This window comes from Phycisphaerae bacterium, from assembly GCA_024102815.1.
In the GTDB taxonomy this organism is placed as follows: Bacteria; Planctomycetota; Phycisphaerae; order UBA1845; family UBA1845; genus JAGFJJ01.
Window position 1 is genome coordinate 1 of record JAGFJJ010000020.1, and the last position, 24722, is coordinate 24722.

Below are 24722 nucleotides of genomic sequence, written 5' to 3' on the forward strand. Positions count from 1 at the left end.
CACCATCCGTAACCGACAATCGAAATCAGCACGGGGGAAAGGGGGCGGTGTGTCCCCGGCCCGCTCGCACGCCCGACCACAACGAATCAGCCCGTCTCATTCGACAACTCATGAAATATGGCGGCTAAACGCTCCGGCACCTGGCCCGGCCATGCAGGCCACAAAATCGCGGTGGTCCAACAGGTTTACCGCCGCGTCGCTGTTGCAATCGCCGGGGGGCAGTGCGAACCAGAATCCGCCAGTGAGCTCATAGCCCCCCCCGGTCATCGTACCCGCATCCCATTGACCGATCGTACCGGAGACTCCATACGCGGCGCCCGCGTCGCTGCTGTACATCACGCCGCCACCGTCGATCGCGGCCCGATTGATCTCGTATTCAGTTGCACAAACGATGCCCGCAACCACCAGCCCGAAAAGAACCGCGCGACGTCCCGTCACCCATGCCGTTGGCTTCATCGCTCGGACTCCTCGCTGGAGTTGACAAGCGATCCCAAGGCGGCCTCGAGCCGATCGATGCGGTTTACGAGGGTCTCAATCTCCCGGCGCTGCGCACGGATCGCTTCGTCCTTTTGCTGAACGACTTCGTGCAATCCTTGAATGGCCGCTAGGGCCACGCCGTCCGCATCGATCGTGCCGATATACCGGTCGTCCTCTCCCGTTCCGAAGGCGGCGTAGAAGTCCTGAGCCACCGGACCGATGTGCCGAACCTCCGGCGGTTCACTCTTGTACTGCCAGCGCGTAATGGGTAGATCGACGACCTTGCGGAGGACCTCCTGCGTGTCGATGTCCTCGAATCCTTGCTTGGAGTTCCGGTCACTTCCGTTGGTCCAGACGCCACCGTTTGTCAAGTGCGCGCCGTTACCATTGGTGCTGTTGGTTCCCACGTGGAGTGGATGGGCCGGCGCTGTGTTCCTGCCCATTCCTACCCGCCCTATGTGGGTGATCTGGAACAACGGACAGCACGTTTGCGCGGAGCTGAAGGCACGAATCAGATCACCGGTCCCGTCGTTCCCGATGACTATCGTGGAATCGCTTCCATTTGAGCGGAAGTCGGCGGCGATTCCGGTACCTGTGCTGGTATTGTCTACGTGGAGCGTGGCGCCGGATACGCTGTTGTTGCCCCCTACGATCGCCAATTGGTGCGAACCCGGGACTCTTGTACCAATGCCCACATTTCCGGTGTTGCCCTCGATGAACATCGACAGTTCTTCCGAGCCACGGGCTCCCCTATAAAACTCAATGTCTGCGGCGTCGTTACCGCCACGAAGGAGCAGTCGCGTCGCCTGCTCCGGTTCTCCGTCGCCATCGTCGTCGGACCCGTCGGACGTAGTCAGCTCCATGGTTTTACTGCCGCCGATCTGGTCCTGCGTGATGCCGACTTGGTTGCTTGTTATGGACTTTTGAACAGCGAGTGGAACGAGTGGGTCTGTTGTGCCGATGCCGATGCTCCGCTCGAAGTAGTTCCGGCTCCCGGCAGGGCCCGTGAAGAAAGCCCCGAAACCACTTGGGCTGCTCGTGCTACCCCACACGGCATAGTTGGTACCGCTCGACGCGGTCGCCGCCGCCGAAACGGCTTTGCCCGACGAGCTGGCGCTCTGACCGTGTACCCCACTGGTCACCCCGGCACTATAGGTGGCTAACCCGACAACGCCCCTTCCGAAGTTACCAGAAGCAGTCCCGTACACGCCGTAGCTGGTGCCCGTGGAAGCGTAAGCGCTGCCATACACGCCATAGTTGACGCCGCTGCCGCTGTCGGCATCGCCACGAACGCCGTAATTCTGCGCGCCATTTCGTGCTGTGCCATACACCCCTACATTTCTCTCAGAACCGCCGTAGACATCGCCAACTACGCCGGTGAAAGTGCGGGGGCCTCCTTTACTTGCGGTGGCAGCGGGAGGTGCAACAGTACCAAGAACACCGTACAATCCTCCGACGCCCTTTACGCCGACGCCCTTCCATTCGGTCACCGAATGGTCGCCCAGGATGGCCGGCGTATTGTCGTCAGCAAGAGTGTGCACGGCGCGGATCGCTTCCTCATTCGCCACCCCGTGTTCAACGTGCAACTTAGTTGCGGGATCCGTGGTGCCGATGCCAACATGGCCGTCGTCTCGGATCGTCATGTGCCACGAGTCTTTCCAGAAGCCAAGCTTGTTTCCACTGCCTTGCAGAGACCGACCGAAGAACCATTCGTCCACGTCGGTCACACTCGTGATCCACATGCCAGGGTTGGTTGGCGTGCCGGTGCGAAGCGTCATCTGGCCAAGCACATCGAGACTGCGGCGAGGTGCGGCTGTGCCGATCCCGACCTTGCCCGCGGCGTCTACGAAAAGCGCGTCCACCGGATTCCCATCGGAAGCGTCAAGGGAATGGCCGTCGCCAGACCCGATACTGGCTGTCGTTTGGACCGTGCCGTCGGGAAACTTGAATCCCTTACTGCTGGATTCGATGAGTCCTGATGTAGATACGTCGTTGTCCCCGAAACTGAGGGACCCGTTGATCGAATAGATGCGGTCGTTCTGGCCGTCCAGTGTGAGCGAGTTGGCCACCCAAACTGCCTCATCGGCCAGCAACAATGACCTGGCGCGGATATCACCGTCCACATCCAATTTCGCGGCCGGAGATGCACCAACCCCGACCAACCCAGTGCGCGTGATCGTCAGGGGCGTGTCTATCACGCTTCCGTTGTCATCGACCGTACGCACCTGGAACAGCTCGCCACTCGCCGAGACGCGCCAGGTCTTTCGATCCGGAGCCCCGTCCTCTTGATTGATCTCAATACTTGACGCCCCGCCCGAGCGGGCAATTCGCAGGCCGCGACCGCCTGTGGCCTGAGCATTTACATCGAACATGAAGTCCGGGTCAGGCTTCGCGACACCCACTCGGCCGATGTTGTCAACGAACATCCCACGTGTTTGAAGCGCGTACGGTGCCGCCGTCAACGGTTGGCGTGGGTCCAATGGGTGATAGGTTCCGCCTCCGGCCGGACAACGGACGCGAATCCCCAACCACTTGGGATCACTGTCGAAGGGCGCGGCTCCGAAATCCAGATCGTCGACCGTGAACAGCCCGTCCTCGACCATTATGTTGGTTTTGGCGATCGGCCCGTGCAGCTGTGAGCCACCCGATGCGGCACTCCAGATCGAGAACTCGAGATCGCACGTCCCGTCCCATGGGATACCGTCTTTCTTGACCTGGCCTTGGTACGTGATCGCCGTATCCAGTAGCCCGGCGGAAGCAACTGACGCCCCTCCAACCGTGCCCAGCACCACTGTGAAAATGGACACAAAGTCGTTTCGGAACATGTTAATCATCCTCCACTTGAGGTCCACGCGCGGAATCCGAACACCGCATCTGTACAGACAGTTGGAAGCGCTACGCCTGCCCATTGACCGGGGCCGGCTAATCAAATTCCATTCGGGAAAGGCCGCCGAACCATATCCCTGACGCCGTCGACGCGCTGGCCGAGGCTGCCATTCACTCAATCAAACGGACCGGGGGGGCCAGCAGATGCTGCTGCGACCGTTCTTCCAGCATGCCCGGTTCACGCTATAGGGCATTTACATAACTATTCAAAGCTCAATAGTCCGACCGGTGGACATCGTGATCGAGCGGCGCGCGGAGCGGAGCCAGCGCTTTACGCAGAGCACGCCGCCGCGGGTCGATCGCGACCACGTCCAGCACCGGCCTGGAATCTTGATCGGCGTCAATCTCACCAGGCCCTTCGTTTGGTACAGTCGCCGGATGCGCTCAACCGTGGCGGTCCCACAACCCAGTTATTCGGCAATCGAAGACTTGGTCCGGCCTGCATCCGACATCAGGATATTGGTAGTAGCGCTGCAAAACTCGGTCGCCCTGCGCGTTTTGAGACGCAGCCCATCCAAGGCGTCGATCTCGTCGCCCGTAATCCGATTCTTCCATGTGCGCAGCATAACCTCCTCCCGACGGCTCCGCTGTCAGTACCCATCTCGGCAGTATGGAGGGAACTTGATCAATCATTGTGTGGAATCACTTGCATGACAAGGACGGCCCCATAGGCGATTTCTGGATACGACATGGCAGACTGGCCCGAACTAAACGCGATCGCCGCAAATCTCGCAGCCGGCAATCGCTATACATACGGTCAGACTGAAGTCAATTCGTGACATTGATGACATGCGTTGATACTCCCTTCATACACACATGCATATTTATCACAGATTATGTCCCGGTAGTCAGATTCGACGAGGAAGTGCGGCGATCGTTTGGATCGACGCGCATCGTTCCGCTGCATGTTCGACGGTTGCCCAGCAGCGACCATCAACCCATCAGTATATGCGACGCCGTGTATTGCTCGCCCAATGTCAGGGCTCGATCCTCAATACAAAGGAGTATTCACTCATGAATTCTCCATTCCAGTTTTGCAAGATTGTCGTCTCAATCGGTGAAATCGCAAACCCGTGGTTTTGTATATCGCCACCAACCCAAGCGCGAACGATGTCGGTGACACCGATGCTGAAAACGTCCCTTCGCGTAGGGTCGGTAACTCGCACCGGCCGTGGCACCCAGGTTTCCCCTTGCAAATCGCGTATTTCGGAAGCGACGAACGGCGCGTGGTCAACCGGATCACGGGACGATGGATCAACTACTTCCACACGCTGGTTCCATGAAGCCGTGGCGACCAGGATCATTACCTCATTCGCGGCCTTCTCATCATCGAGCTTCTCTCCGGGAAAGACCTGGAGCGTCGCCTTGCTGACGGATTCAATATCGTCCAGGTCAAACCTAACAGCTCCCATCGCCCAGAGACCAAAATAATGCGGACACGGGAAAGGGGCGGTACCGCCGTCGTAAGAGTTGGAATATCCGGCCACGATATATCTCGTCGGATCGCTCGGCATCAGGGCTGGCGCAGTCCCATGACTGTCCAGTTCGCTGCACCAGATCGCGCCGGGAATCTCGTGCCAGCGGTTGAACACGGTGGCTAGCTCGCTAGGTTCCTTTAGTATGACGTCGTCCAGCGGGCATCCAGCAACAACCACCGCCAGCACACCGACGACCACGAAGATCATCGAGGAGCGCAAACGCTCTGTGAACAGTGATGTCATGTTTTTCATTTCCGATCCTCACTTTCTTTCGAAGTCATTATGTGTAAGGAGCAAGTCCGGCTTCGATCCGGTACGCGCGGACGCGATCATCTTTACCGTAATCTTCGCCACAGCTTTCATGTGTACGATCATTCCGGTGGGCAATCCGCAAGGCTGATATGCACCGGGAGACGCAGCCATCGTCCAGTTTCCGCATGCGCGCCAGGGATCGCAGGACAGTCCGGCTCCGAGGGACAGTCACCGGTGGCACATTCCTCATTAAAGATTCGCCATACACCCGGATACGGACCGTTGAAGAATTCTGTCGTCTCCCCCGGTTCGAGAACTTTTGCGATCCAGGGCCCGGTTCCCACACGCTTTGTCAATTCAAATCGATAGTCGGAGTCGTTGGTCACCTGCAGAACATCCGTGCCGGAAACACCCCCGCCGCCGAATGATCCGTAATAATAGTTCACCGTGCCATCAGTTTCCTTGTGGCACAATCGCTCAAAATTGAGCGTACGCCGGTCATACCCAACATACACCCGGCCCAGGATGGGCCCGAAGTTCGTGGCGAAATCCGCGAACTCACTATAGGCTGAGCCGGTGATGCCCACGAATACATCGCCGTCTGCCGGAGCGGTGTGCATCTCGCTGTTAGTCAGTTCGTAGTATTCGAGTGCTCTTTCGTGTTCAAGGCCGGATCCGTAGCTCAATGTGGCTTCCCAACCAGGTTCGCAGTACGACTTGCAGGCGCATTGATGGTCAACGCACACCGCCCCTGGTGAGCAATCAGACGTTACGGCGCACCCATCGCCCTCGTCCGTACATGGGCCACAGAATTCGATGCCGGTGGGCAAGTCAATCTGCCAAGAAATGGTGTAGGAATCTCCCGGGCAGATACTCTCTGGCTCGACTTCGAGTGTGACGCCCACTGGTGAATCCGGCGGACATTGGGCACCCATGGTAAGTGGAATGCACGCCAGACAAAGGGCCAGTAATCGAATGCTCGGTTTTGTTGCACGGTTCATGGCGTCGTCTCCAAACGAACATGGTCGAAAAGCCCTGGATTCGCCATGGCTCAATTCATAAGCAGCAACCAATCCCACCGCCCGCCTCCTCGGCGCGCAGGGCATAGGGCGTCGGCGAGATTTCCTGCCGCCCCATCGATACCAAGGGCTCTCCAACCGGGCAGTTCACCTGGATCTCAAGCGATCTGGCCTCGCCGTCGAAGGCGCTGGGACCAAACTGGCCCAACTTGTCCAGCTTGAACGTGGACAGCCCGTTCTTGACCTCCTTCTGAACCAGTTGCGTTCCTAATTCGGTGCCGCCAGGTCCCGCGCCCATCCAAAGTCCGACGTTGAGGTCGCAGGTCACAGAATTCGGGGATCCAACTGGAGCGCCGTCCTTCTTGAGCTGGCCTTGGTACATGAACGCCTTTTCGACCGGCTCGGCCACGACTGCCGGCGTGGCGGCCCAGAAGCCAACGGCCAAGCTGGCTAGACCCGACCCCAGACTTTTTCCAGACTGCATGAACTGTTTCTCCCTTAGTCGTGTGCCTGCTGCGCCAGCCAAGGCGCTGGGACAATTAAGCGCCACGTTTCGATGCGCACTCCGATACGCCGGCCGCGCAGCCTGTTCTCGATTCAGCCGACTGCGCTTCTGCGGAGACGGGCGCCAGCCTCTCGGCCGATGCGGGGCTGCGTAACCGTCGTTCCTCGCGGAGGTTGTCACGACCGAATTCCCTTTTTTGAAAGCCAAAATGGCTGTCGCTCCAATCATCAAGGCTTCCCAATGGTCCCAGGCTGCCCATCTTCACGGCTCGTCCCACCGGGCCTTCTGGTCGCATGCTCCGAAGGGAATCGCGCCTTGAACTAAAGGTACTCTTATGGTTATGCTCCCCAAATGGAAGTTCCCTAAACAGGGGGTAGCCGGGCCGGCTGCTACATCTCGGACCATGTCGAAATCAAGTGCAATCAGAACGGAAGATGTACGTCATCTCCTGCGCCTGGCTGGGGAATTGAACGAGATTCACGGCGGACCGATGTCGCAAGCGGATCATTTCTGCGAGTCCGTGGCGAATCTTCTTTCCGCGCAGCTCGTTTTGCTCATGGAGTGGCCCGATGTGCGGCCGGAATTGCCAAGTCTGCCCATCTGGACCGTATGCACGGGTTGGCCCGACGCGTCGGGACCGCAGATCTGGCAGCGCTCCATTGTGGAGTGCGAGGAACCTCATCCGACCATGGAGCGTTTGGTCCGATTTGATTCATCAATGGTCGTAGGGTCTCGGCGTGAGCTGGTTGAGTCAGCGGAGTGGGAGCGATCTACTTTTGTCAACGATTACATGCACGCCGTAGGTGTAGACGATCACATCATTCTGCAAAAGGCGATGCCCGTTGGAGGCGGCCTGCTCGGCTGCGGCGTTCATCGCGTGCTGCGCGATCGACCGTTTACTACTCGAGAGCGACATGTCCTCGAGCTCATCGGCGGAGAATTCGGCTGGTTCTTCAGCCGGCTTTCAGATTCCCTTCGCACCATGCCGGCCAAACCCCTTCCGACACGGTATCGGTACACATTCGACGGGCTATTGAAGGGCTTATCTGAGGGGCAAATAGCCTATCGTACGGGGTTAAGCCGACACACGATCCACGAATACGTAAAGGCGCTATACAAGCAATTCAACGTATCGAGTCGCGGAGAATTGCTCGCCCTCTTCGTGGATAGGGAGCGTGCCGTGTGCCGCCGCTTTGTCCATCGCGTGCAAGGAGGCGGAAATGGACCGGACTAGCCGACGAACCGGATTTACGCTCATTGAGCTACTTGTAGTCATCGCCATTCTCTCCGCGCTCATCGCGATCCTGTTGCCCTCGCTATCCCGAGCAAGGGACCTCGCCAAGCTAACGACGTGCGGTAGTCAAATGCGCCAACTTGTCTCCGCGGTGCATTCCTACGGCATTGATCATCAGGATCGATTCCCCGCAGGCCCGGGCGGGCCCTTCCTCTTTGATCCCACGACATCATGGGCTGACAACGCCATGATCGTTTTCTATTCTGCCACGGCGCAGTCTTACGCCGCTCACGGCCTCTTGGTAGAGCAGAAACTCATTGAGCCCGATCTGTTGTTCTGTCCGGGAGATGAATTTGGCGGAACCTCCGAGGAGTGGCTGGCTTCGCACAGAACATCGGATGGCCTAAGTTCATATCTGTTCCGCCATCTTCAACAGACCAGTCGGAGCAATGTCAGTACCTTGGGCCGAAACGAGACGAACGACGCCGCGCAGGCTGTCCTATTGGATGCGAATCAGTCTGCACCTATAGCTGACTGGCGCCGGCGAAATCACAATGGCACCGATGTGAACATTGCATTTCTGGATGGGCACGTGTCTCGCTTCGGCAACGACAAGGGTGCGTTCTCCGTGACCGAAAAGGACTTTGCGGAGTTTCCGAGATCACTGCGTCACCGAATCGACCAGGTCCTCATTGCGGCAGACTTCGCGGCAGGAGGTGACCCAAACGCCGCACCGAAACTTGAAGCTCGGAAACGGTAAGGCGCTTGGGGAAGTTCAGAGCTTGCTTTGGAACCCCGCTTGATGTAGTGCCCACGGCCGCGGAAATCGTAACGTCAATTGGTTCCAACTGCATGTCGTCTCCCACGGGCAGGCCACGCTGCGTACCAATCCGCGTCAGCACAGGGGGCAGATGCCGTTCCTTTAGGCTCTGCTCGGCTTCCATCGCAGGACGTTCACGCGTGAAGTCTTTGACTACCGTTAATACCCGCGGTCGGCGGCCATCGATCAGCTCGTCGGCCATGAAGTCCATCGACTGGCACCCGTTGGTCTGGCGGGCCACAGGATGCCCCACACGAGCTTGGCAGCCCTTCCGGAGACGAGGTGTTCGCGTCCGCATCGTCAGTCTCTCCTTGCAATAGATGCGATGCACCCGCTTGCTATTGACCTTCCAAACTTCCCGTTGAACCAGGATGTGCAGGCGCAGGTAGCCGTGGCGAGCGCGGGTACAGGCCAGCTTGCGAAGTCTCATCCTAAGTGCGACCTGCTCACCGGCGCTCAATTGGTACCGACAGCTCGCACAGGCAAAGCGAAGGACCGAGCATCCCCGATGTCGGCTGAATGCCCATCGTCACCTTGACGAATTATCGCAGGCCCTTTCACGCAGGGGCCCTGCGGCACAGCCAACTTTCCTACGAATCGTCGCCCTCGGGATCGACCGTCGGCGTGAGGGTCATGGTGAAGTCAACTTCGCCCTCAGAAGTCAGACCCGTGTCTCCGAAGAAGACCGACGTGAAAATTCGTATCCGTATCGAGTAGTTACCTGGTCCGAGCACGCGCGTGTCGGAGATGCTGGCGGAAGATCCGGTCTCGTTGTTTACGTCAATGTTGGTATTCTGCCCAGTCACATCGAACGGCCCTGTGTAGACACCAAAGAAGTACTTTCCGTCGCCGCCGCGCGAGATGAGACCGGTGGCGGAATACTGGTAGAACGTATTGGCGGGTATGGCGAAGCTCAGATTAAACTCGGTTGCCGCTTCCGCCCGAATGGCGAATTCGCTGCCGACGCCTTCACCGGAGTTCTCCGCATGAACGGTTCCGCCCATGCTCGCGCCGGTAAGCCCAAGATCGGGGTCGATAACGAGGGACGAATCCTGCGTTGACGTGCCTCTGGTCGTTCTGTCGGAGACGGTCAGCTCTCTCTCGAATGGTCCCGTCCCGTTAAGTGGGATGATGTTGGTGCTGCCGTTCGTGCCGTCTTCAATAAAGACAGCCGTTGCGTACAGTTGCGACATCCGCCCAATCACCTCAACCGGCCCACCCGTAGCCCTTGCTTCCACGATTTTAGTGACCGTGTTCCCGTCGTCGTCCTGGGCGGTGATGAACAACGTCAGCAGGTCGTTGCCTTCGGTAATCGTTGCCGTTGTCTCAAAGAGGCCGTTGTCGTCTGTGAAATCCAGCGCGTTCGTGACAGTACCTCCCGCCACAACGATGTCGACGAAAATACTCGAACCGTAAACGGTCACTCCCTCGTCGTTGACCTTCCCGACGCGAACGGACAAGGGCGTCGGCTCGCCGGGGAAGACCAGTTCCGGGAACACAACGTCGATGTCCAACGGACTGCAGTTCGGGATCCATTGCGCGTCCCAGCCGAGGTCCTGCAGGTCGAAATCCTTCTCCCTCGTGCCAATCAGGGCACCTTCGGCGTCGAAAGCGCTGATCGTGGCTTTGTACATGGTTGTGTTGACCGGAAGGGTGTACACCTCTCGCGGCTGACCACTGATGTGCTCACGTTCCGGTTCGGCAGGCATACCAGCGAGCCGAACCGAAGAGGTTACGCGCACGCTGCCTTCTGCCTCGAAGCACTGCGCCGCGGAGATTTCCAGGTCGGCCGACTCGACCAGGCCGGGCAGGTCGGCGGCGTCATAGCGATCGTCATCAAATCGAGACTGCAGCACGCCCAGGTCCGTGACGGAATCGTTGATGGCTCCCGGTACGTAGCTGAGCGAATCGCGGTCCAGCACGCCATCGCCGTTGAAATCGCCGCGTGGATAGATACTCTCGTCGGCCGCACTGCCCACGTCGCCGTCACCGTTGACGTCTTTCTTAAAGTGGTCGGTGGTTCCGTCGAGTGCGAGTCCCCCGGGATCCTCGACCTGCAGCAGCCAGTCGCGCCAGCGCCGGAAGTCGGACATGTCGATTTCGCCGTCGCCGATGCCCCCGTCGTTGTCGGCGTCTTCGTCATCGAACACCGTTCCGTCGGCGATGTCCGTGCGCTGGTTGCCATCCGGCGTCCCGTCATCGATGTCAAGCCACATGCGCAGCACTTCGTCACCTTCCATCACGCGGTCGATGTCCATCATCGTGGCCCAGGCGTCGATTCGATTCGAGGCTCCTCCGAATGCGGGCACGCTGTTGGCCAACAGCAACTCCCGTATCTGGGCGTTGGTCAAATCGGGCTCTACGGCCAGCAGGAAGCCGACCAGCCCAGCGACGTGTGGCGTCGCCATCGACGTGCCGTTCTTGGAACCGTATGCGGTGTCGAAGTCAACGCTGTCCGGCCCGACCGTGCTCCAAATGCCTCTTCCCGGTGCTGAGATGTTGCCGTTTATGGACGAAAAGGATGACAGGGATGTGTCACCGGTGCTGCCGGGTGTATCGTCCAGCGCTTCCACAACCAGGATGTGCTCGTTGCCGTGTTCGAGTCCGGCGTTGGCGTACAGGGATGAATGGCGCGCTTCCACCGCGCCAGCGCCATTCTTATTCGATTCATTTCCGGCGGATACGACGACCAGCGGTGCGTCCTGCTGGAGCTCGATCGCGTCAATCATGGCGTCAAAGATGGCACCAGCGGTCGATGCCGTTGCCTGGGCCACGAGGTTGTTATTGGGATCGATGTTTTGCTTATACCAGTTGTAGCCCAAGCTCACGTTCACGACGCGAATATCCGGCCGCTGCTCGAGCATGTCGCAAAAGCTCGTCAAAGAGCCGCGCCGGTAGACGATTAGGTCGGCGGCCGGGTCGACGCCGTCGACGCCCGCGCCATTGTTGTACGCCGCGCCAATCGTTCCGGCGACGTGCGTTCCGTGGTCGGCCGACGAAGGTGACGGCATGGCTGTGGGCGTGAGGTCCTGAGCGCAGTTCAAATCGGGGTGGGGAGCAAAGCCCACGTCAAAGACGCCGGTGACGGTCGACGACCCTGTCTTGTTGATGGCGGCCAGCATGTTCCACATCTGGGGGACGCGACAACGCTTGAGTCCCCAGTTGCCGTCACCCTGTGTTGAATCCCAGGTCCATGCGGCGGGAATACCTTCGTTCGGTTGCGGAACAAGCGTTTCATCGACCCGGGTATCCGGCACCACGTGCTTGACATTCGGATTCTGGCTAAGCGACTCGAGGATGGGGACAAGTTCGGCGTGACTGCGGGTAGGCAGTCGCAGCGACATGACGCCCTCGACCTTGCCGGCTTTGCCGGGCAGACCGAAGATGATCTCGGCATTCAGCCCTTGGATGATGGCATTGGCTTCCGCCACGGTTGTATCCAGCGTAAAGACGATGTGCAGTGTGTCGTGGGAAATCTCCATGCCGGGGAGATCAGGATAGTCGGTGGAGTACGTCGGTTCGATGCCCGGGTTGCTGATTTGCGGTATGGCCTCGCTGGCCGGTGCGTCGTTGTCCCCAGGGATAGAGGTAAGCGTATCCTGGTCTCCTTGGTGGGGGTGCGTGTTGCAGGCTGCTTGACCGATTAGGACAAGCAGCGATGTGAGCAGGGCAGAGGACCGGACTGTAGGGGCGTGAATTCGAGGCACTTGAACACTCCTTCCAGATGGGCTTGAGCCAGAACCGGCCCTGGGCTCTTTGCACACACCATTGCGGCACGACGGTTTGGCAGATGTTTGCCAGCGCTCGAGGTCTTACGGCCGGCCCTGTCGCAGGATTGAACAAATGCCAGCCAAACAGCGGGCGACACCCACCAGAATACAAGTCGCTCGACGGGGCGGATCGTAACAGACGAAGTCGCTTTTTTCTTGAGGATGAAGAAAATTCGTGAAGCCCGACTCTTGCGTTTCGGGCCGCCCCAATTGCGGAAACGATCCAAGGCGATAACCTCCAACAGACCACTGAAGGACTGAGGCAAGCCGATCGGCGACGTGCCCTCGGCCATGGCGAGACCGGCCTACCCCCTCAGCCATGGGTAGGAAGCCGCTTGACCGATCCCCACCTTTCGGCGGATGTCATCGGTGGCCGGACCCGTCTAGGCCGGCCGCATAGCGAAGGCAATCTGCTCCTCCGTGAACAGCGATCTCCTCATCAGAGTCCTCCGTCGGGCATTCCTCAAGAGCCCATCAAGTCATTCAGACGGGTAAGGGCGTCGTAGAATCGATGGATTGGATGACGCGGGCGCTGAGTCGGCGAGCGCGATGGTGCGGCCTGGCCATCTCGGTGCTGTTCTCAAGTTGCAGTTGATGAATGCCTCGCTGAATGGGCGCGTTCTCAATCCAAACCTCGACGCATGCAGCGCTTGCTCTTCTCCAGAGAATCCCGATATGCTACGAATCGCATTGTTGCCTCGTGATATGTCAACGGTATCCTGCCGGCGACGGGTGCTTCTGTTGCTTGCGGCGAGTCTGTGCGGTCGGATGCATCGATGGTCGCAATCTTCGACTATTTGGAGCGTTCGTTTCGTTGGGCGGATGTCGCCGACATCGGCCTCGTGGCCCTGCTCCTGTACACATTCCTGCTGTGGTTCAAGTCTACGGCGTCCCGCCAGATCCTCATCGGTGTTGGCATTCTCTTCGCGGTGTACGGATTTGCCAGGGCGTTCGACCTGTACATGACGACGTACCTGTTTCAGGCGGTCCTGGCCTTTTCGGCGATTGCCGCGATCGTCGTGTTCCAGGAGGACATTCGCCGTGGGTTCATTCGAATCGCATCGCTTGGATCGATGCGACAGGGTCATCCTCAGACCCTGGAAAAGCAAGTGGATATCCTGGTCGAAGCGGCCTTCGATTTTGCGCGGAGAAGAATCGGCGCACTGATCATCGCCCAAGGTTCGGAATCACTTGGCCGCCACCTACGGGGCGGAGTGGCCGCCGATGCCAGGATCAGCAAGGCAATTCTCGACAGCATCTTTGATCCTCATTCCATGGGCCATGACGGGGCGGTCATCATTGATGGCGACAGGATTTCCCACTTTGCGGTGCGCCTCCCGCTTTCGGAGAACAGTGAGGAGATCGGGGCCAAGGGCACTCGTCACAGCGCGGCCCTCGGGTTGAGCGAACGATCAGACGCATTCATTATCGTCGTCTCGGAGGAACGCGGCGAAGTCAGGGTGGCACGAAGCGGGAAGTTCGAATTGGTCACTCGGCCGATGGACTTGAAACAGCGGCTGGATCACTTCGTGCATCGGACCCATCCTCGCTCCGCGGCTGACTTGCGGCGCCGTCTTCTCATTGAAAACCTGGGCCTGAAGGTAACCGCCCTGCTCATCGCCATCGTGGCATGGTTTATGGTGAGCTTCGAGGCTGATACGATACACAAGACGTTTGTCGTACCTGTCGAATATCGCAAGCTTCCCGAAACCATGGACATTAGCGACGACGCGCCAACACAGGTTCGCGTAACGCTCACCGGCTACGAACGGGCGTTCAGCCTGCTTGCTCCGAGTGCCCTGAAAGTTTCATTGGACATGAGCCGGGTTGAAGAGGGTCCGCAGCAGGTGGTCATTGACGAATCGAGCATCAAGCTACCGTCCAACCTCACGCTTTTTAGAACCGCCCCCCGGATATTGACATTCAGCGTTCATACGTGGGCCAAGGGACGTATCCCCATCGAGCTGCGAACAGAAGGGCGACTGCCACGAAGTTTGAGGGACCGTGAACTGCAGATCATTCCCGACGCGGTGCGCGGCATGGTCTGGCGCTCAAGCCTGACATCGTCAACGAGGATTTACACCGAACCTGTCGATTTAGCCCGATTTGCCGACGTCCAGGAAATCCGTGCAAAGTTGGTCATCCCGGAGTTCTTGCGCCCCGATAGTGATCAGCCGACCGACGCTCGGGTCACGCTGAGTGCTCCGCGGGAGCCCGATGGCGAGCCCCCGGCCCCGGAGGCGAACCGGTAGCAATCTCCGCGCTTTTTCGCCGACACCGAAAGCCCGGAACAAACCGTGCCGGAATCGGATGGAGCCCTCAGAATGCCGATGGAAACTGCTGACAGCCCCCTGACGTCATTCCTTCGAACGCTCGTCCATTCGGATGCCCCTCGCGCTGCAAGGGTATTCGAGAACATGCCGGAAGAGAGCGCCATGGGAGTTGCCAAGCTGCTGCCGGCGGACCTCGTTGCACAAATTCTTCCGCATCTGCAGCTGAATTTTGCTGCCGCGCTGATCAAGGACGTTGACCCCGAAGTCTCCAAAGCCGTTGTTCATGCCATGGAGCCCAAGCGGGCGGCAACGCTGCTGATGCGCATGCCGCGGGAGGCATTGGAGCGGTTGCTGCCGCATGCGCCCCAGCGCTTGAAAGACGAGGCTCGGGAGTTGCTCGTCTATCCGGAGGACAGTGTTGGCCGGATCATGATGACGGACTACCTTTCCTTTCGTGAGTCAGACACCGTTCTGGACGCAATCCGCAAAATACGGCAGCTCGCTTCTCGTCAGTTCCCAGCTTCGTAAGCTTATGTTGTCGAGAACGATGATCGTCTTGCCGGCGTCATCAACTGCGCGACCTTCTGTTGGCCGAGGAGTTAGCGACCCTTGCAACGGTCGTTCGTCGGGACGTATTCACGCTTGACTGCTTCGCGGATTCTGCGGAAGCAGCTCGCGAACTGGGGAAAAGAAGGTTCTTTGCGGCGCCGGTTGTCGATACGGAGAAGCGACTTCTGGGAATCGTGAAAGCCGAACAGCTTATTCGTGGAGCCCAATCCGACGTCGCCGACAGTATCCAGCGAATGTTCGGAGGCAGCCCGGACGAGCGGGCATTCTCAGCGATCTCCTTCTCAATTCGAAAGCGCCTGCCGTGGCTGCATGTGAACCTCGCAACCGCATTTCTGGCTGCCTTTGTGGTTTCGCTGTTTGAGGGCGTGATCGCGCGAATCACAATCTTGGCCGTGTTCCTGCCGGTCGTGGCAGGTCAGGGCGGAAATGCCGGCGCCCAATCGCTCGCTATCGTCATGCGCGGTCTGGTCATGCGCGAGATCCCTCGCCACCGAGTCGGCGCGCTTGTAGCCAAGGAGGGCCTTCTCGGTTTGATCACCGGGACTGTGACGGGCATCGTCACCGGAATCGTCGCCTGGCTCTGGCAAGGCAACGTCATGCTGGGTGTCGTCATTGGTCTTGGTATGATCGTCAACCTATTCTTCGCGGGCCTCTCGGGCGCGGCAATACCGGTTGTAATGAGAGCTCTCGGGTGGGATCCCGCTCAATGTTCGAGCATTATCCTCACCACCGTAACGGATGTTGTGGGCTTCATCGCGTTCCTCGGTTTCGCAGTGTTGTTCCAGAGCCATCTCGTTTAGGTACTTGATTCATGCGTCAAGCAGACAGGTCGCGACAGTGCATTGCGCAAGACAAGGCGAATGAGAACCGCGAATAGCTCGCGGCTCATTGGTACTCCAGTGACCCCATGGTGCGAGCGGGTACGCCTTGGGCGCTTCAGGAGGCCGGATAGGTCACCAAAGCCGCAGGACGGCGGCTTGCGCTCAGCGTTGCTTTACTCTCGTGGATTTTGATTGACTATGTTCAAAGCAATAGTTAAGCTCTTCGTCATTCGGTCGGAGTCTCAGGTCATCCCAGGTTCAGGCGGAGTCACTCTGCTGGTCCGAGTGCGCGGCGCTCAACTGGCCAGTCTTGGAGTGATAAACACATCCAGAGGAGAAGTGAGATGAGAGCGAGAGGCATTTCCCACGCGCACTCGACAAAGCAGTCCGTCAACATCGTCTCAGATGGGTGTCCGAATTGGAGCGGGACTCAATCAAGAGCCTCGAGGCACTCTCTCTACATGGCCGTCCTTGCCGCCATCGCCTTAACCGCCGGATGGGTACACGCGGAGGACCGATCAGGACGTAGTTCGAATGATCTGGAGTCACGGACTCGTTCCGCACAACAATCCGGGAAGGCCGCCGCGGGCGTTCCGTTGTTTTGTTGCCTGCCGAGTGGAACGTGCGTTGTCGATCCACTCAATTGTGGAACGGAAGCGCCGATGCCCGTTGCCGATTGCCTTTCTTGCATCCCGCCTGCCGCCGACTGCTGGGAAACACCCTGTGGTGAGACGCATTTCGACTTTTGCGAGTTGCCGATTCCAGCAGACTTTTTTGATCCCGGATCCGAACCGTTCATCGGGCGAATCGAATTGCAGGGTGATCCCGCACCCGGACCGGATACGATAGTTCAACGTGAACAGGGCATGGCTCTCGATCAGCCGGGGGCTGTCGCAGATGTTCCTATTCAGATTGTGCAGCTCGATCTTGTCAGTTGCCAGCCGATCACGGTCACAACGAACGGCCAGCCGGAACTCTGGGATGTCCTAGTAACTCTCTCTCCGAATGCGCTGCCGCCAGGAAACACGGGGATGATGCATGCCACAAAGGACAATCCCAACGGCGGCCGATTTGATTCGTTTTTCTTCGTCCAACCGTTATTCATCTTTACCCGCGTCGATCCGCCCAATGACCAGCGTTTCCTCGATCTGCCATTGCTGCCCGGATTCGAGCCAATTCCGTTCGAGGGTCGCCCCGGCGGGGCACCCTGGGCTCACCAGATTCTCGTTCCCAATTCCGTTCCCTGTCCGGCGCCGAACTTCGTACCGGGCGTCAACAGCGCCCCTCCACCGGGATGTACTCTTTCGGCGCCGCAATGCTGTGAGGAAGTCGGACATGCGGGTCCCGGGCATCTCCATGTGACTGGCACCGTATGCGCTCCTTGTGAATGTGGGGCTTGCTGCGATTCGGGTGACGGCACATGCACGGAAGTTGTTCAGTCGCCGCCGGACAGCGCGGAGTTGGTTTGCCTGGGACTCGGTGGGGAATACAAAGGCCCGGGGACAACCTGCGCGGACGCTGACGGTGACGGCGTTCCCGACGTTCGCGAGACCAATGACTGCTGCGCAGGGGCCTTGCTGGGGCTTGGGGACAGTTGCAGTGTTCATACCGATCCGCGGAATCCTGACACGGACGGTGATGGCGAGACCGACGGAGGAGAACTGGCGCTCGGATTCGATCCCTGCAATCCGATAAACGGGGGTTTCTGTTGCCTTCCCAGTGGAACCTGCGTCGGCGATCCAATTCTCTGTGGGACGGAGACGCCCACGCCTGTATCCGATTGCCGACATTGCATACCACCGGCTGACGACTGCTGGAATACGGCCTGCGGAGCAACGCACTTCGACTTCTGTGACCAGCCAATCCCGGCCGATTTCTTTGATCCAGGATCGGATCCTTTTGTCGGCCGAGTGGAATTTCAGGGAGATCCTGCTCCTGAGCCAGATACGGTGGTAAGACGACATGAAGGTATGGCCTTGGATCAGCCGGGCGATTCGGCCCAGATACCCATTGAGCTTGTGGAACTGAATCTCGTGAGTTGCCAGCCGATCACTGTAACGACGGGTGGCCAGCCGGAGCAGTGGGACGTTCGCGTGACCCTCTCCCCGAACCCACTGCCTCCTGGAAACAATGGACAGGCGGATATCCACAAAGACACACCCGACGGCGGACGATTTGATTCTTCGTTTCTCGTCCAGCCGCTGTTCATCTTTACGCGAGTTGATCCGCCGAACGACCAGCGATTCCTTGATCTGCCGTTGGTCCCGGGCTTTCAGCCGTTGCTGTTCGAAGGGCGTCCGGGAGGCGCTCCGTGGTCGCACGAAGTCCTGGTTCCCAACAGCGTTCCTTGCCCGGCCCCGAACTTTGTACCGGGTGTCAACAGCGCCCCACCCGCAGGATGCACGACCGATCTGCAGTGTTGTGAGGAAGTCGGACACGCGGGTCCCGGCCATCTCCACGTGACTGGCACGGTATGCTCCCCCTGTGAATGCGGGGCATGCTGCGATCCGGGCACGGGAACATGCTCAGTCGTTGTCCAGGCGCCGCCCGATAGCGCGGAGACTGTCTGCCTGAATCTTGGCGGCGAATACAAGGGGCCCAACACAAACTGTGACGATCACGATGCGGACGGCATCCCGAGCGTTCGGGAGAGCAATGATTGCTGCGCCGGCGCGCTCTTGGGCATTTCCGATGCCTGCAATATCAACACGGATCCGCGAGATCCCGACACGGACGGTGACGGCAGCCCGGACGGGGCCGAGGTGTCAAATGGGACGGATCCTTGCGTAATTGACTCAACAGTGCCCCCACCTCTGGCGATCACGACGTATCCTCATGGGACAGCGAAGTCGAACTACGTCAGTTTTGCGCCCGACAACACCGCGAAGGCAATTCAGGCATTTCTCGTGAAGGATGTCAGCACGGGCATGCAGTTCTACATCACTTCACCATGTACGGCGCCGGCATCGGTAGTCGGTAAAGGTGTGACGCGATTGTCATCGAGTGCGTCTCCCATCCTGGTCAACTGGGGTGGGTTGTCTGCGATCCACGTAACCGGCTGCATGATCGCGCCAGCCGATGGGGCGCGGTGCAATGAAATGGCGACGATGAATTTGGGACAGCCTTGCGCCGCGGACGCTTTCTGCCGAGGCACGCCGGGTTCCTGCGCGGAACTGCGGAGCTACGAGGTCGTGGCGACGACGAACGGAGTAACTTTCTCGCCGCCCTTGGTCATTCACACGCCGGCACGTCCTTCGGCGGCCAATGCCCGCTTCTGGGGGGATCTTGTTGGAGCGTTTTCCGCCGCGGGGAACCTCTCTACCACGCCCCCAACGCCCCCGAATAGTTGGGAACCGCCTAATCGGATCGTGAGCGGTTTCGACATCGCGGCGGCGCTCCAAGCCGCAGCATCAGGAGCGGCTGCGCCGCATTTCACCTGGGTCGATGTCAACCCCAGTCCAGTGGACTTGGTGCCGATCGGAACTGACGTGCTGCGTATCGTCAACGCATTCAGCGTGGGATCCGGAAAGGAGTACTATCCCCACCCGTATCCGCAGTTGCCGTGTGGTATTCATGATCCGATGAATCCGCCGTCACCGGCATTGTGCCCGGCGCCACCGAGTTCGACGACGTGTCCTTGAGGACCCGTCGCTGATTCACTGCGGCAGCACGTGCGAGGCCGGGTTCCCAACGGAGCCCGGACTGGTTCGGTGAACAGCCTGGCGCCGCACGTTATTCTACGGCCACATCGATGGCTAATGACCATCGATTCTGGCCGAGGCGGCGACCGTCGATGGATCGGCGATCACTCGGTTTCCGAATGCAGACTATGCCGCTTCTGGGCGAGCGATGGGAGACCTGCGTTAGTAGAAGCCATTCCAAAACTGCCCGGCATCTGGCCTGGGGCTACTGAAAACGCGGTGTCACAGGGGTTTTGAAACAGCTTCTGGATCCCGGCAGATCCGGCTGCACCTCTGTTCCTCCATAACCGTGGTACCGGGGCCTGGGAGTTTGGTCGACAGCAGGATGACGAGTCGTGATGGTGTCACGGAAGATGAGTTGAAATCAGTTCGTGCACGACCCCGCACACGTGACCTCCCGCGCGGCGCAAAGGCGGTCCAGAACCTGGTGACGACGTCCGGTCGGTAGGCAACGGCGCGGAGTCACTTCGCAAACGGATCCCCGGCCAAGGGCATTTGGCTAACTCTGGGTCACGGCGCCGGATCGGCCGTCAGTCCCATCGTGTCCTCGAATGTCGGATCGAACGCGTTTCCGTAGAGGATCATGCTAAGGTTCTGTAGTTGGATGATCCCGTCAAAATCGAGCGGCAGATCAAACGGCGGGATGTTGTCATCCACGAACATCTGAATCAGGTCGAAGACCTGCCCCTCGAAGACCATTTCGAAAGCGTCGTTGGCCGCGGGCAGACTCACTGCCCCCGCGCAGGTTGTGGGGATGCTCAGATCGGCATCGGTAATCGAAAAGATGATCCTGGGCACGCCCCCCGGGCCGGTGCTCAATGTCAGCGTCAACGTGTAATTGATGTTGAAACACGTGGCCCAGAGCGAGCAGGTGTTTCCCGTCGGCGGCGTGGCCGTCCAGCAACTCGGCAAAGCGGAGTAGTCGCCGTTGTAGACGCCGTCGCCGTCGCGGTCGGCCGCGATGCCCGAAAACGCCTGTGTGAGCCGCATATTCAGGATGAGCTGGTTGTTTGGTGCCGTTCGGAAGAACAGAATCTTGGGCGGGACGTCCAGCCGTCCGTGGAGAATAATCGGCGTCGCGGGCGTGAGGTTCAGCCCAGCCAGAAGCAGCTTCGTCGCCGCGCAGGACAACTGCGCGGGAATGCCCACAAGACCAACGCAGGCCGTGCCCCGGAAAGCCTCGCACTGGCCGTAGAACGCCGGGGGCAGGCTCGTGCAATCCGCGGGAAGCAAGTCCTTCAATTGCCGGACGTCCTCAAATTGCGTCTTGAGGATGCCGTTGCGGGTCAGCGCGTAGAGCAACTGGTTGATGGCGTCGTCGGAGATGAGCGCGGTCAGTCCCCTGGCCGGTGGGAACGGTAGCACCGGAAGCGGTAGTGGCGCGACCGTGGCGGGCAGTCCCGGCAGTACCTGAACCTCCGGGTCGGTCTGCGTGGGCACGAACTCCGTCTCGAATCCCGCGGTCAGGCCGTCAGGCTCAATCTGAACTTCCGTGAGTCCGAAGTTGAACTCCACGGCCAGCGATTCGATATTCACCGGGTCGAAGTCGAGGAAATCCAACGGGATCGGCGGAATCTGAATCAGGCCGAGGTACTGTGTCAGATCGATGCCATCGATGTAGCTCTGAAGGATGGGCTTGGCAACTCCCGAGATGATCGATTCGATCTGCCCGAAGGTCAAAATGTCCGCCAGAATGCCACCCCAGCAATCCACGTCCGATCCGACGTCGGACACCGTAATGTGCACATCCGACGGATCGATCTCCAGTTGGGGCATCAGGGCAGTGTGGTCGAGCAGATCGTCTTCTGTAACGGTCACTTTGAAGACGATCTTGTCGATGTCGACCATGGCCCCGACTTTGACGATCACGCGGATGAAGCACCCACCGAGGAAGTTCACCTGGCAGCTTCCCGCGATGGAACCCTGGGCGTGAATGGGTCCGGAGGTCACGACGAGATCAATCTTGTCGTTGGTCGGCGTGATGTCGAAAGTGAAGGCATTGGGGTCCATGCTGAAGGCGAAGGGAACCGGGCTGTCGGTGAGCAGGCGGGCATGGATGTCGCAAGGATCGGTGGGAATGGTGATCTTCTTGCCACGCAGTTCGTTCAGCATATTGGACACATCGATGAAGATGTGCGTTACGACGGACTTGAGCGCTTCGGTAACGATCGTGTCCAGGGCCGGCTCAGTCAGGGTTACGCTGAATCCGTGGGGCACGGCCATATTCGTGGCCAACGGGCCCTTGGACGGATTCTGTGAGATGGGGCCGAGGGCCATTCTTACGGTGTCAAACGTTGTATTGAGCAGGTCGTCCTCGACTTCGGCGACGATGATGTTGCCGCCGGGGTCGAGTGTGCCGGGCACCTGGTTGCCGATGATGTCCTGGAACAGGTCGGTCTTGAGCAGCGAGGCCTCAAAGGAATACTCATAGGTATCCGCGGTAAACGAGCCGTCACCCAGCGTGTGGACGCTCAAGTTCACGGGGAACTGGGCCGCGTTGACTTTCACGAAGCCATCCGCGCTCGGTGTCGGCGAAGGTAATTCCATCCCGTGGCAGACCGTCCCCAACACCGGCGTGGGCGGAGCATTGTCCACGAAGTTCTCGGGCGGAAAGAGTATTTTGATCTCGAATCCGTGGGACACGCCGCCGTCAAGCGTATTGGGGTTCGAGCAAGCCGTCGGCGGTGGCTCGGGATAGGCGCCGGGCAACTCCACGCCGCGAGCGACGAGTCGGTGTCCGCCGCAGCACATGCCTTCAATGTACATGGTGAGGGCGTTGGCCGAGGGCGTCAGCATGTCGGCCGCATCCACGATCATTTCGCAGATGTGGGCCGTGCAGCCGTTGGGAAGCGGGACCGATCCGCCGTAGGGGCCGCCGGGTAAGTCCGTCGTCGGATCAAGCCCCAGCGCCGCCAGCACGTCCACACCATCCAGGTAGAGTTCGAGTGAGTGCGGATCGACGTTGGTCAACGAGACTTCCGCCCGCAGGCGATCGCCCTCAGAAAGGCTGACAACCGTCTCATCCGGCGACCACACGTGCGTGAAAGGCAGCGGCGAAAGGAACGCATAGGCCCGGCCGACGCCGTCGTTACTCTCCACGCGGACCATGGGAACCGGCGCGGTGACTTCGTGAATCTTGAACAGTTCACCGTAGTGGTTCTGGAAGAAGGCGACCTCTTGGAGGTCGAGATCGTTATCGCAGTCCATGTCCAGATAGACGCAGGTCGCCACGAGGGGCACGTCGGGCCCGGTCAGGCACGGCTCAAAGCGGGTGCCATAGAAGGTCTGCGATCCCTCGAATCCGTAGGACTGGATGTCGGACAGGGCGGCGTTGGCGCGAATGGTGAAGTCGACATAGTCGTCCTCGCCGATCATCACCGAGTCGAGTAGGTTGCCGTCGGCATCGAGGGCGAGGAGCTCCCCTTTTTCGACGGGTGGGGGGCCGCTGTGGATCGAGTTCCACTGCACGGTGTAGCGCCCGTTGCAGTCGCCGTTGGGTTCGGCGCACAGGGGGGTCAGCGAGGCTTGGACGCGGAGGATGTTCCCGCCGCAGTCGGGATCGTCGAGGTCCAGCAGGCCGTCGCAGTCGTTATCGATTCCGTCGCCGCAGTCGCAACCGGGACCCTCCGGCTGGGGCGCTCCCGGGGTCACGCTGCACTGTACGCCGATTCGGCTGGGCTTGCAGACATAAACGCCGGTGCGCTGACACGGACCGATGCCCACGGTGCAGGGCTGACCCAAGGTCGGGAAGTCTTCATCAATAAGGTCGTCGCCATCGTTGTCCTTGCCGTCGCAAATCTCCGGGCCCTGGCAGACAGGATCCTTTAAATCAATAAGTCCGTTGCAGTTGTTGTCGTATCCGTCCTGGCAGTTGAGCGAGCCGCGCGGACCCTCGATGCCGGGAGGTTGCGGCTCGGCCGAGCACTTGACGCCCGTGTGCTGCTCGTCGCAGATGATGACACCCATCCTCTGGCAGGGGCCGAGTCCAACCGTGCAGGGCTCATCCAAAGTGGGAAAGTCCTCGTCCACCATGCCGTCGCCGTCGTTGTCGATGTCGTCGCACAATTCCGGACCGGTGCAGTCGGGGTCCTCGCCATCCACCAGACCGTCACAGTCATTGTCCTCAAGATCGACACAGGAGCTCGACCCGTAGGGGCCTTCGATACGCGGGGGCAGGGGAGTCTGGTCCGGAACGCACTCGATCCCCATCTCGTCCGGCGTACATCGTAGATGACCGTGAACCTCGCAGTTTCCCACGCCAATAACACATCGTCTCCCGGGACCGACGGGCACCGCGCCATTCGTGACGGGATCGTATTGTTCGACGGTGAAATCCTCGTCAATCAGGCCATCACAATCTTCGTCCAGACCGTTGCAGAGTTCGGCGCTGCCAAAGCTACCGACCTTGAATGAGTGGCGTCCTCCAAGGAGCGTTCCATCCGAGGCCTGAAATGTGATAACCCCACCTGAGGCGCCGGCCAGCAGATTCACCAGCGCTCCTCCGGAAGTGGCATTGGGACTCATGACATCGAGGACATAGCAGCCGTCCTGGCGCGGAAGCGTGATGCGTACGCTCCCGAGTTTGATTGAACCGGACGCCGGCAGCGTGTTCTCTGGATTGCCGGTGCTCTGAAACGTCGGAACGAGTAAGTTGGGATTCCCAGCCGCGGCCGGCGTGAGCGACCAGGCCATAGTGCTCGGTAGAAAAACGGTGGAGTCCGTGTAGTTCAAGCGGACAAAGAGGATGGCGTGTTCCGTTTCGAGTCCGTTGTCGAGAAAGATGTCGACGTCGAAATTCTCGTTTCCGGCGTAGGGGCCGGGATTGGCCGGAACCAGTCGTATGGATCCATTCCCGGACGCGCTTGAAACAGCAGCGCAGAGTACGATCAGTCCGCTGAGTCCTGCTCGGCACATGG

Annotated in this window: 14 protein-coding genes; 6 read left to right on the forward strand and 8 right to left on the reverse strand. The window is 59.5% G+C overall.

Features of this window, described 5'->3' with window-relative positions; genetic code table 11:
- Nucleotides 1-108: 108 nt before the first annotated feature.
- The 5 genes from J5J06_06140 to J5J06_06160 form a co-directional block, all read right to left on the reverse strand.
- Nucleotides 109-456, reverse strand: coding sequence for a hypothetical protein (locus J5J06_06140; GenBank protein ID MCO6436651.1), 348 nt, complete (start codon nt 454-456; stop codon nt 109-111).
- Entirely contained in the window at nt 453-3302 is a 2850-nt protein-coding gene (locus J5J06_06145) for a tail fiber domain-containing protein (protein ID MCO6436652.1), read from the reverse strand. The genes J5J06_06140 and J5J06_06145 overlap by 4 nt, the downstream gene beginning before the upstream one ends.
- A gap of 1038 nt (nt 3303-4340) precedes the next feature.
- Entirely contained in the window at nt 4341-5093 is a 753-nt protein-coding gene (locus J5J06_06150; GenBank protein ID MCO6436653.1) for a DNRLRE domain-containing protein, read from the reverse strand.
- Nucleotides 5094-5212: 119 nt separating this feature from the next.
- Entirely contained in the window at nt 5213-6094 is an 882-nt protein-coding gene (locus J5J06_06155; GenBank protein ID MCO6436654.1) for a hypothetical protein, read from the reverse strand.
- A 55-nt stretch (nt 6095-6149) separates the two neighbouring features.
- The gene (locus tag J5J06_06160) at nt 6150-6596 is read right to left on the reverse strand and encodes a hypothetical protein (GenBank protein MCO6436655.1); all 447 of its coding nucleotides are present in this window, start codon (nt 6594-6596) and stop codon (nt 6150-6152) included.
- A gap of 511 nt (nt 6597-7107) precedes the next feature.
- Between J5J06_06160 and J5J06_06165 the strand changes: the two genes are divergently transcribed.
- Together J5J06_06165 and J5J06_06170 are read left to right on the forward strand one after the other, a co-directional pair.
- The gene (locus J5J06_06165; GenBank protein MCO6436656.1) at nt 7108-7851 is read left to right on the forward strand and encodes a hypothetical protein; all 744 of its coding nucleotides are present in this window, start codon (nt 7108-7110) and stop codon (nt 7849-7851) included.
- Entirely contained in the window at nt 7838-8611 is a 774-nt protein-coding gene (locus J5J06_06170; GenBank protein ID MCO6436657.1) for a type II secretion system protein, read from the forward strand. Before J5J06_06165 ends, J5J06_06170 begins: the two co-directional genes overlap by 14 nt.
- On the opposite strand, the gene J5J06_06175 is transcribed toward J5J06_06170, so the two are convergent.
- Both J5J06_06175 and J5J06_06180 read right to left on the reverse strand, forming a co-directional pair.
- On the reverse strand, nt 8541-9101 hold the full coding sequence (locus tag J5J06_06175; protein MCO6436658.1) for a hypothetical protein: 561 nt from the start codon (nt 9099-9101) through the stop codon (nt 8541-8543). The two genes, J5J06_06170 and J5J06_06175, sit on opposite strands and share 71 nt — an antisense overlap.
- A 160-nt stretch (nt 9102-9261) precedes the next feature.
- Nucleotides 9262-12378, reverse strand: coding sequence for a S8 family serine peptidase (locus J5J06_06180; GenBank protein MCO6436659.1), 3117 nt, complete (start codon nt 12376-12378; stop codon nt 9262-9264).
- 839 nt (nt 12379-13217) lie between these two features.
- On the opposite strand from J5J06_06180, the gene J5J06_06185 reads away from it, so the two are divergent.
- From J5J06_06185 to J5J06_06200, 4 genes are all read left to right on the forward strand, one after another.
- The gene (locus J5J06_06185; protein ID MCO6436660.1) at nt 13218-14693 is read left to right on the forward strand and encodes a diadenylate cyclase; all 1476 of its coding nucleotides are present in this window, start codon (nt 13218-13220) and stop codon (nt 14691-14693) included.
- Nucleotides 14694-14858: 165 nt separating this feature from the next.
- Nucleotides 14859-15242: a magnesium transporter gene (locus tag J5J06_06190; GenBank protein MCO6436661.1), complete on the forward strand. Its 384-nt coding sequence runs from the start codon at nt 14859-14861 to the stop codon at nt 15240-15242.
- A 59-nt stretch (nt 15243-15301) separates the two neighbouring features.
- On the forward strand, nt 15302-16084 hold the full coding sequence (locus J5J06_06195; protein ID MCO6436662.1) for a magnesium transporter: 783 nt from the start codon (nt 15302-15304) through the stop codon (nt 16082-16084).
- A 683-nt stretch (nt 16085-16767) separates the two neighbouring features.
- Nucleotides 16768-19746, forward strand: coding sequence for a hypothetical protein (locus tag J5J06_06200; protein MCO6436663.1), 2979 nt, complete (start codon nt 16768-16770; stop codon nt 19744-19746).
- Between the two features lie 570 nt (nt 19747-20316).
- Here the strand turns inward: J5J06_06200 and J5J06_06205 are convergent.
- Nucleotides 20317-24720, reverse strand: coding sequence for a hypothetical protein (locus J5J06_06205; GenBank protein MCO6436664.1), 4404 nt, complete (start codon nt 24718-24720; stop codon nt 20317-20319).
- Between the last annotated feature and the right edge of the window lie 2 nt (nt 24721-24722).

Coding starts and splice junctions, on each gene's coding strand:
- J5J06_06145 (MCO6436652.1), bottom strand. CDS start 3,302: ATGTTCCGAAACGACTTTGTGTCCATTTTCACAGTGGTGCTGGGCACG.
- J5J06_06170 (MCO6436657.1), top strand. CDS start 7,838: ATGGACCGGACTAGCCGACGAACCGGATTTACGCTCATTGAGCTACTT.
- J5J06_06175 (MCO6436658.1), bottom strand. CDS start 9,101: ATGAGACTTCGCAAGCTGGCCTGTACCCGCGCTCGCCACGGCTACCTG.
- J5J06_06150 (MCO6436653.1), bottom strand. CDS start 5,093: ATGAAAAACATGACATCACTGTTCACAGAGCGTTTGCGCTCCTCGATG.
- J5J06_06205 (MCO6436664.1), bottom strand. CDS start 24,720: ATGTGCCGAGCAGGACTCAGCGGACTGATCGTACTCTGCGCTGCTGTT.
- J5J06_06165 (MCO6436656.1), top strand. CDS start 7,108: ATGTCGCAAGCGGATCATTTCTGCGAGTCCGTGGCGAATCTTCTTTCC.
- J5J06_06140 (MCO6436651.1), bottom strand. CDS start 456: ATGAAGCCAACGGCATGGGTGACGGGACGTCGCGCGGTTCTTTTCGGG.
- J5J06_06155 (MCO6436654.1), bottom strand. CDS start 6,094: ATGAACCGTGCAACAAAACCGAGCATTCGATTACTGGCCCTTTGTCTG.
- J5J06_06185 (MCO6436660.1), top strand. CDS start 13,218: ATGGTCGCAATCTTCGACTATTTGGAGCGTTCGTTTCGTTGGGCGGAT.
- J5J06_06190 (MCO6436661.1), top strand. CDS start 14,859: ATGCCGGAAGAGAGCGCCATGGGAGTTGCCAAGCTGCTGCCGGCGGAC.
- J5J06_06200 (MCO6436663.1), top strand. CDS start 16,768: ATGCCCGTTGCCGATTGCCTTTCTTGCATCCCGCCTGCCGCCGACTGC.
- J5J06_06160 (MCO6436655.1), bottom strand. CDS start 6,596: ATGCAGTCTGGAAAAAGTCTGGGGTCGGGTCTAGCCAGCTTGGCCGTT.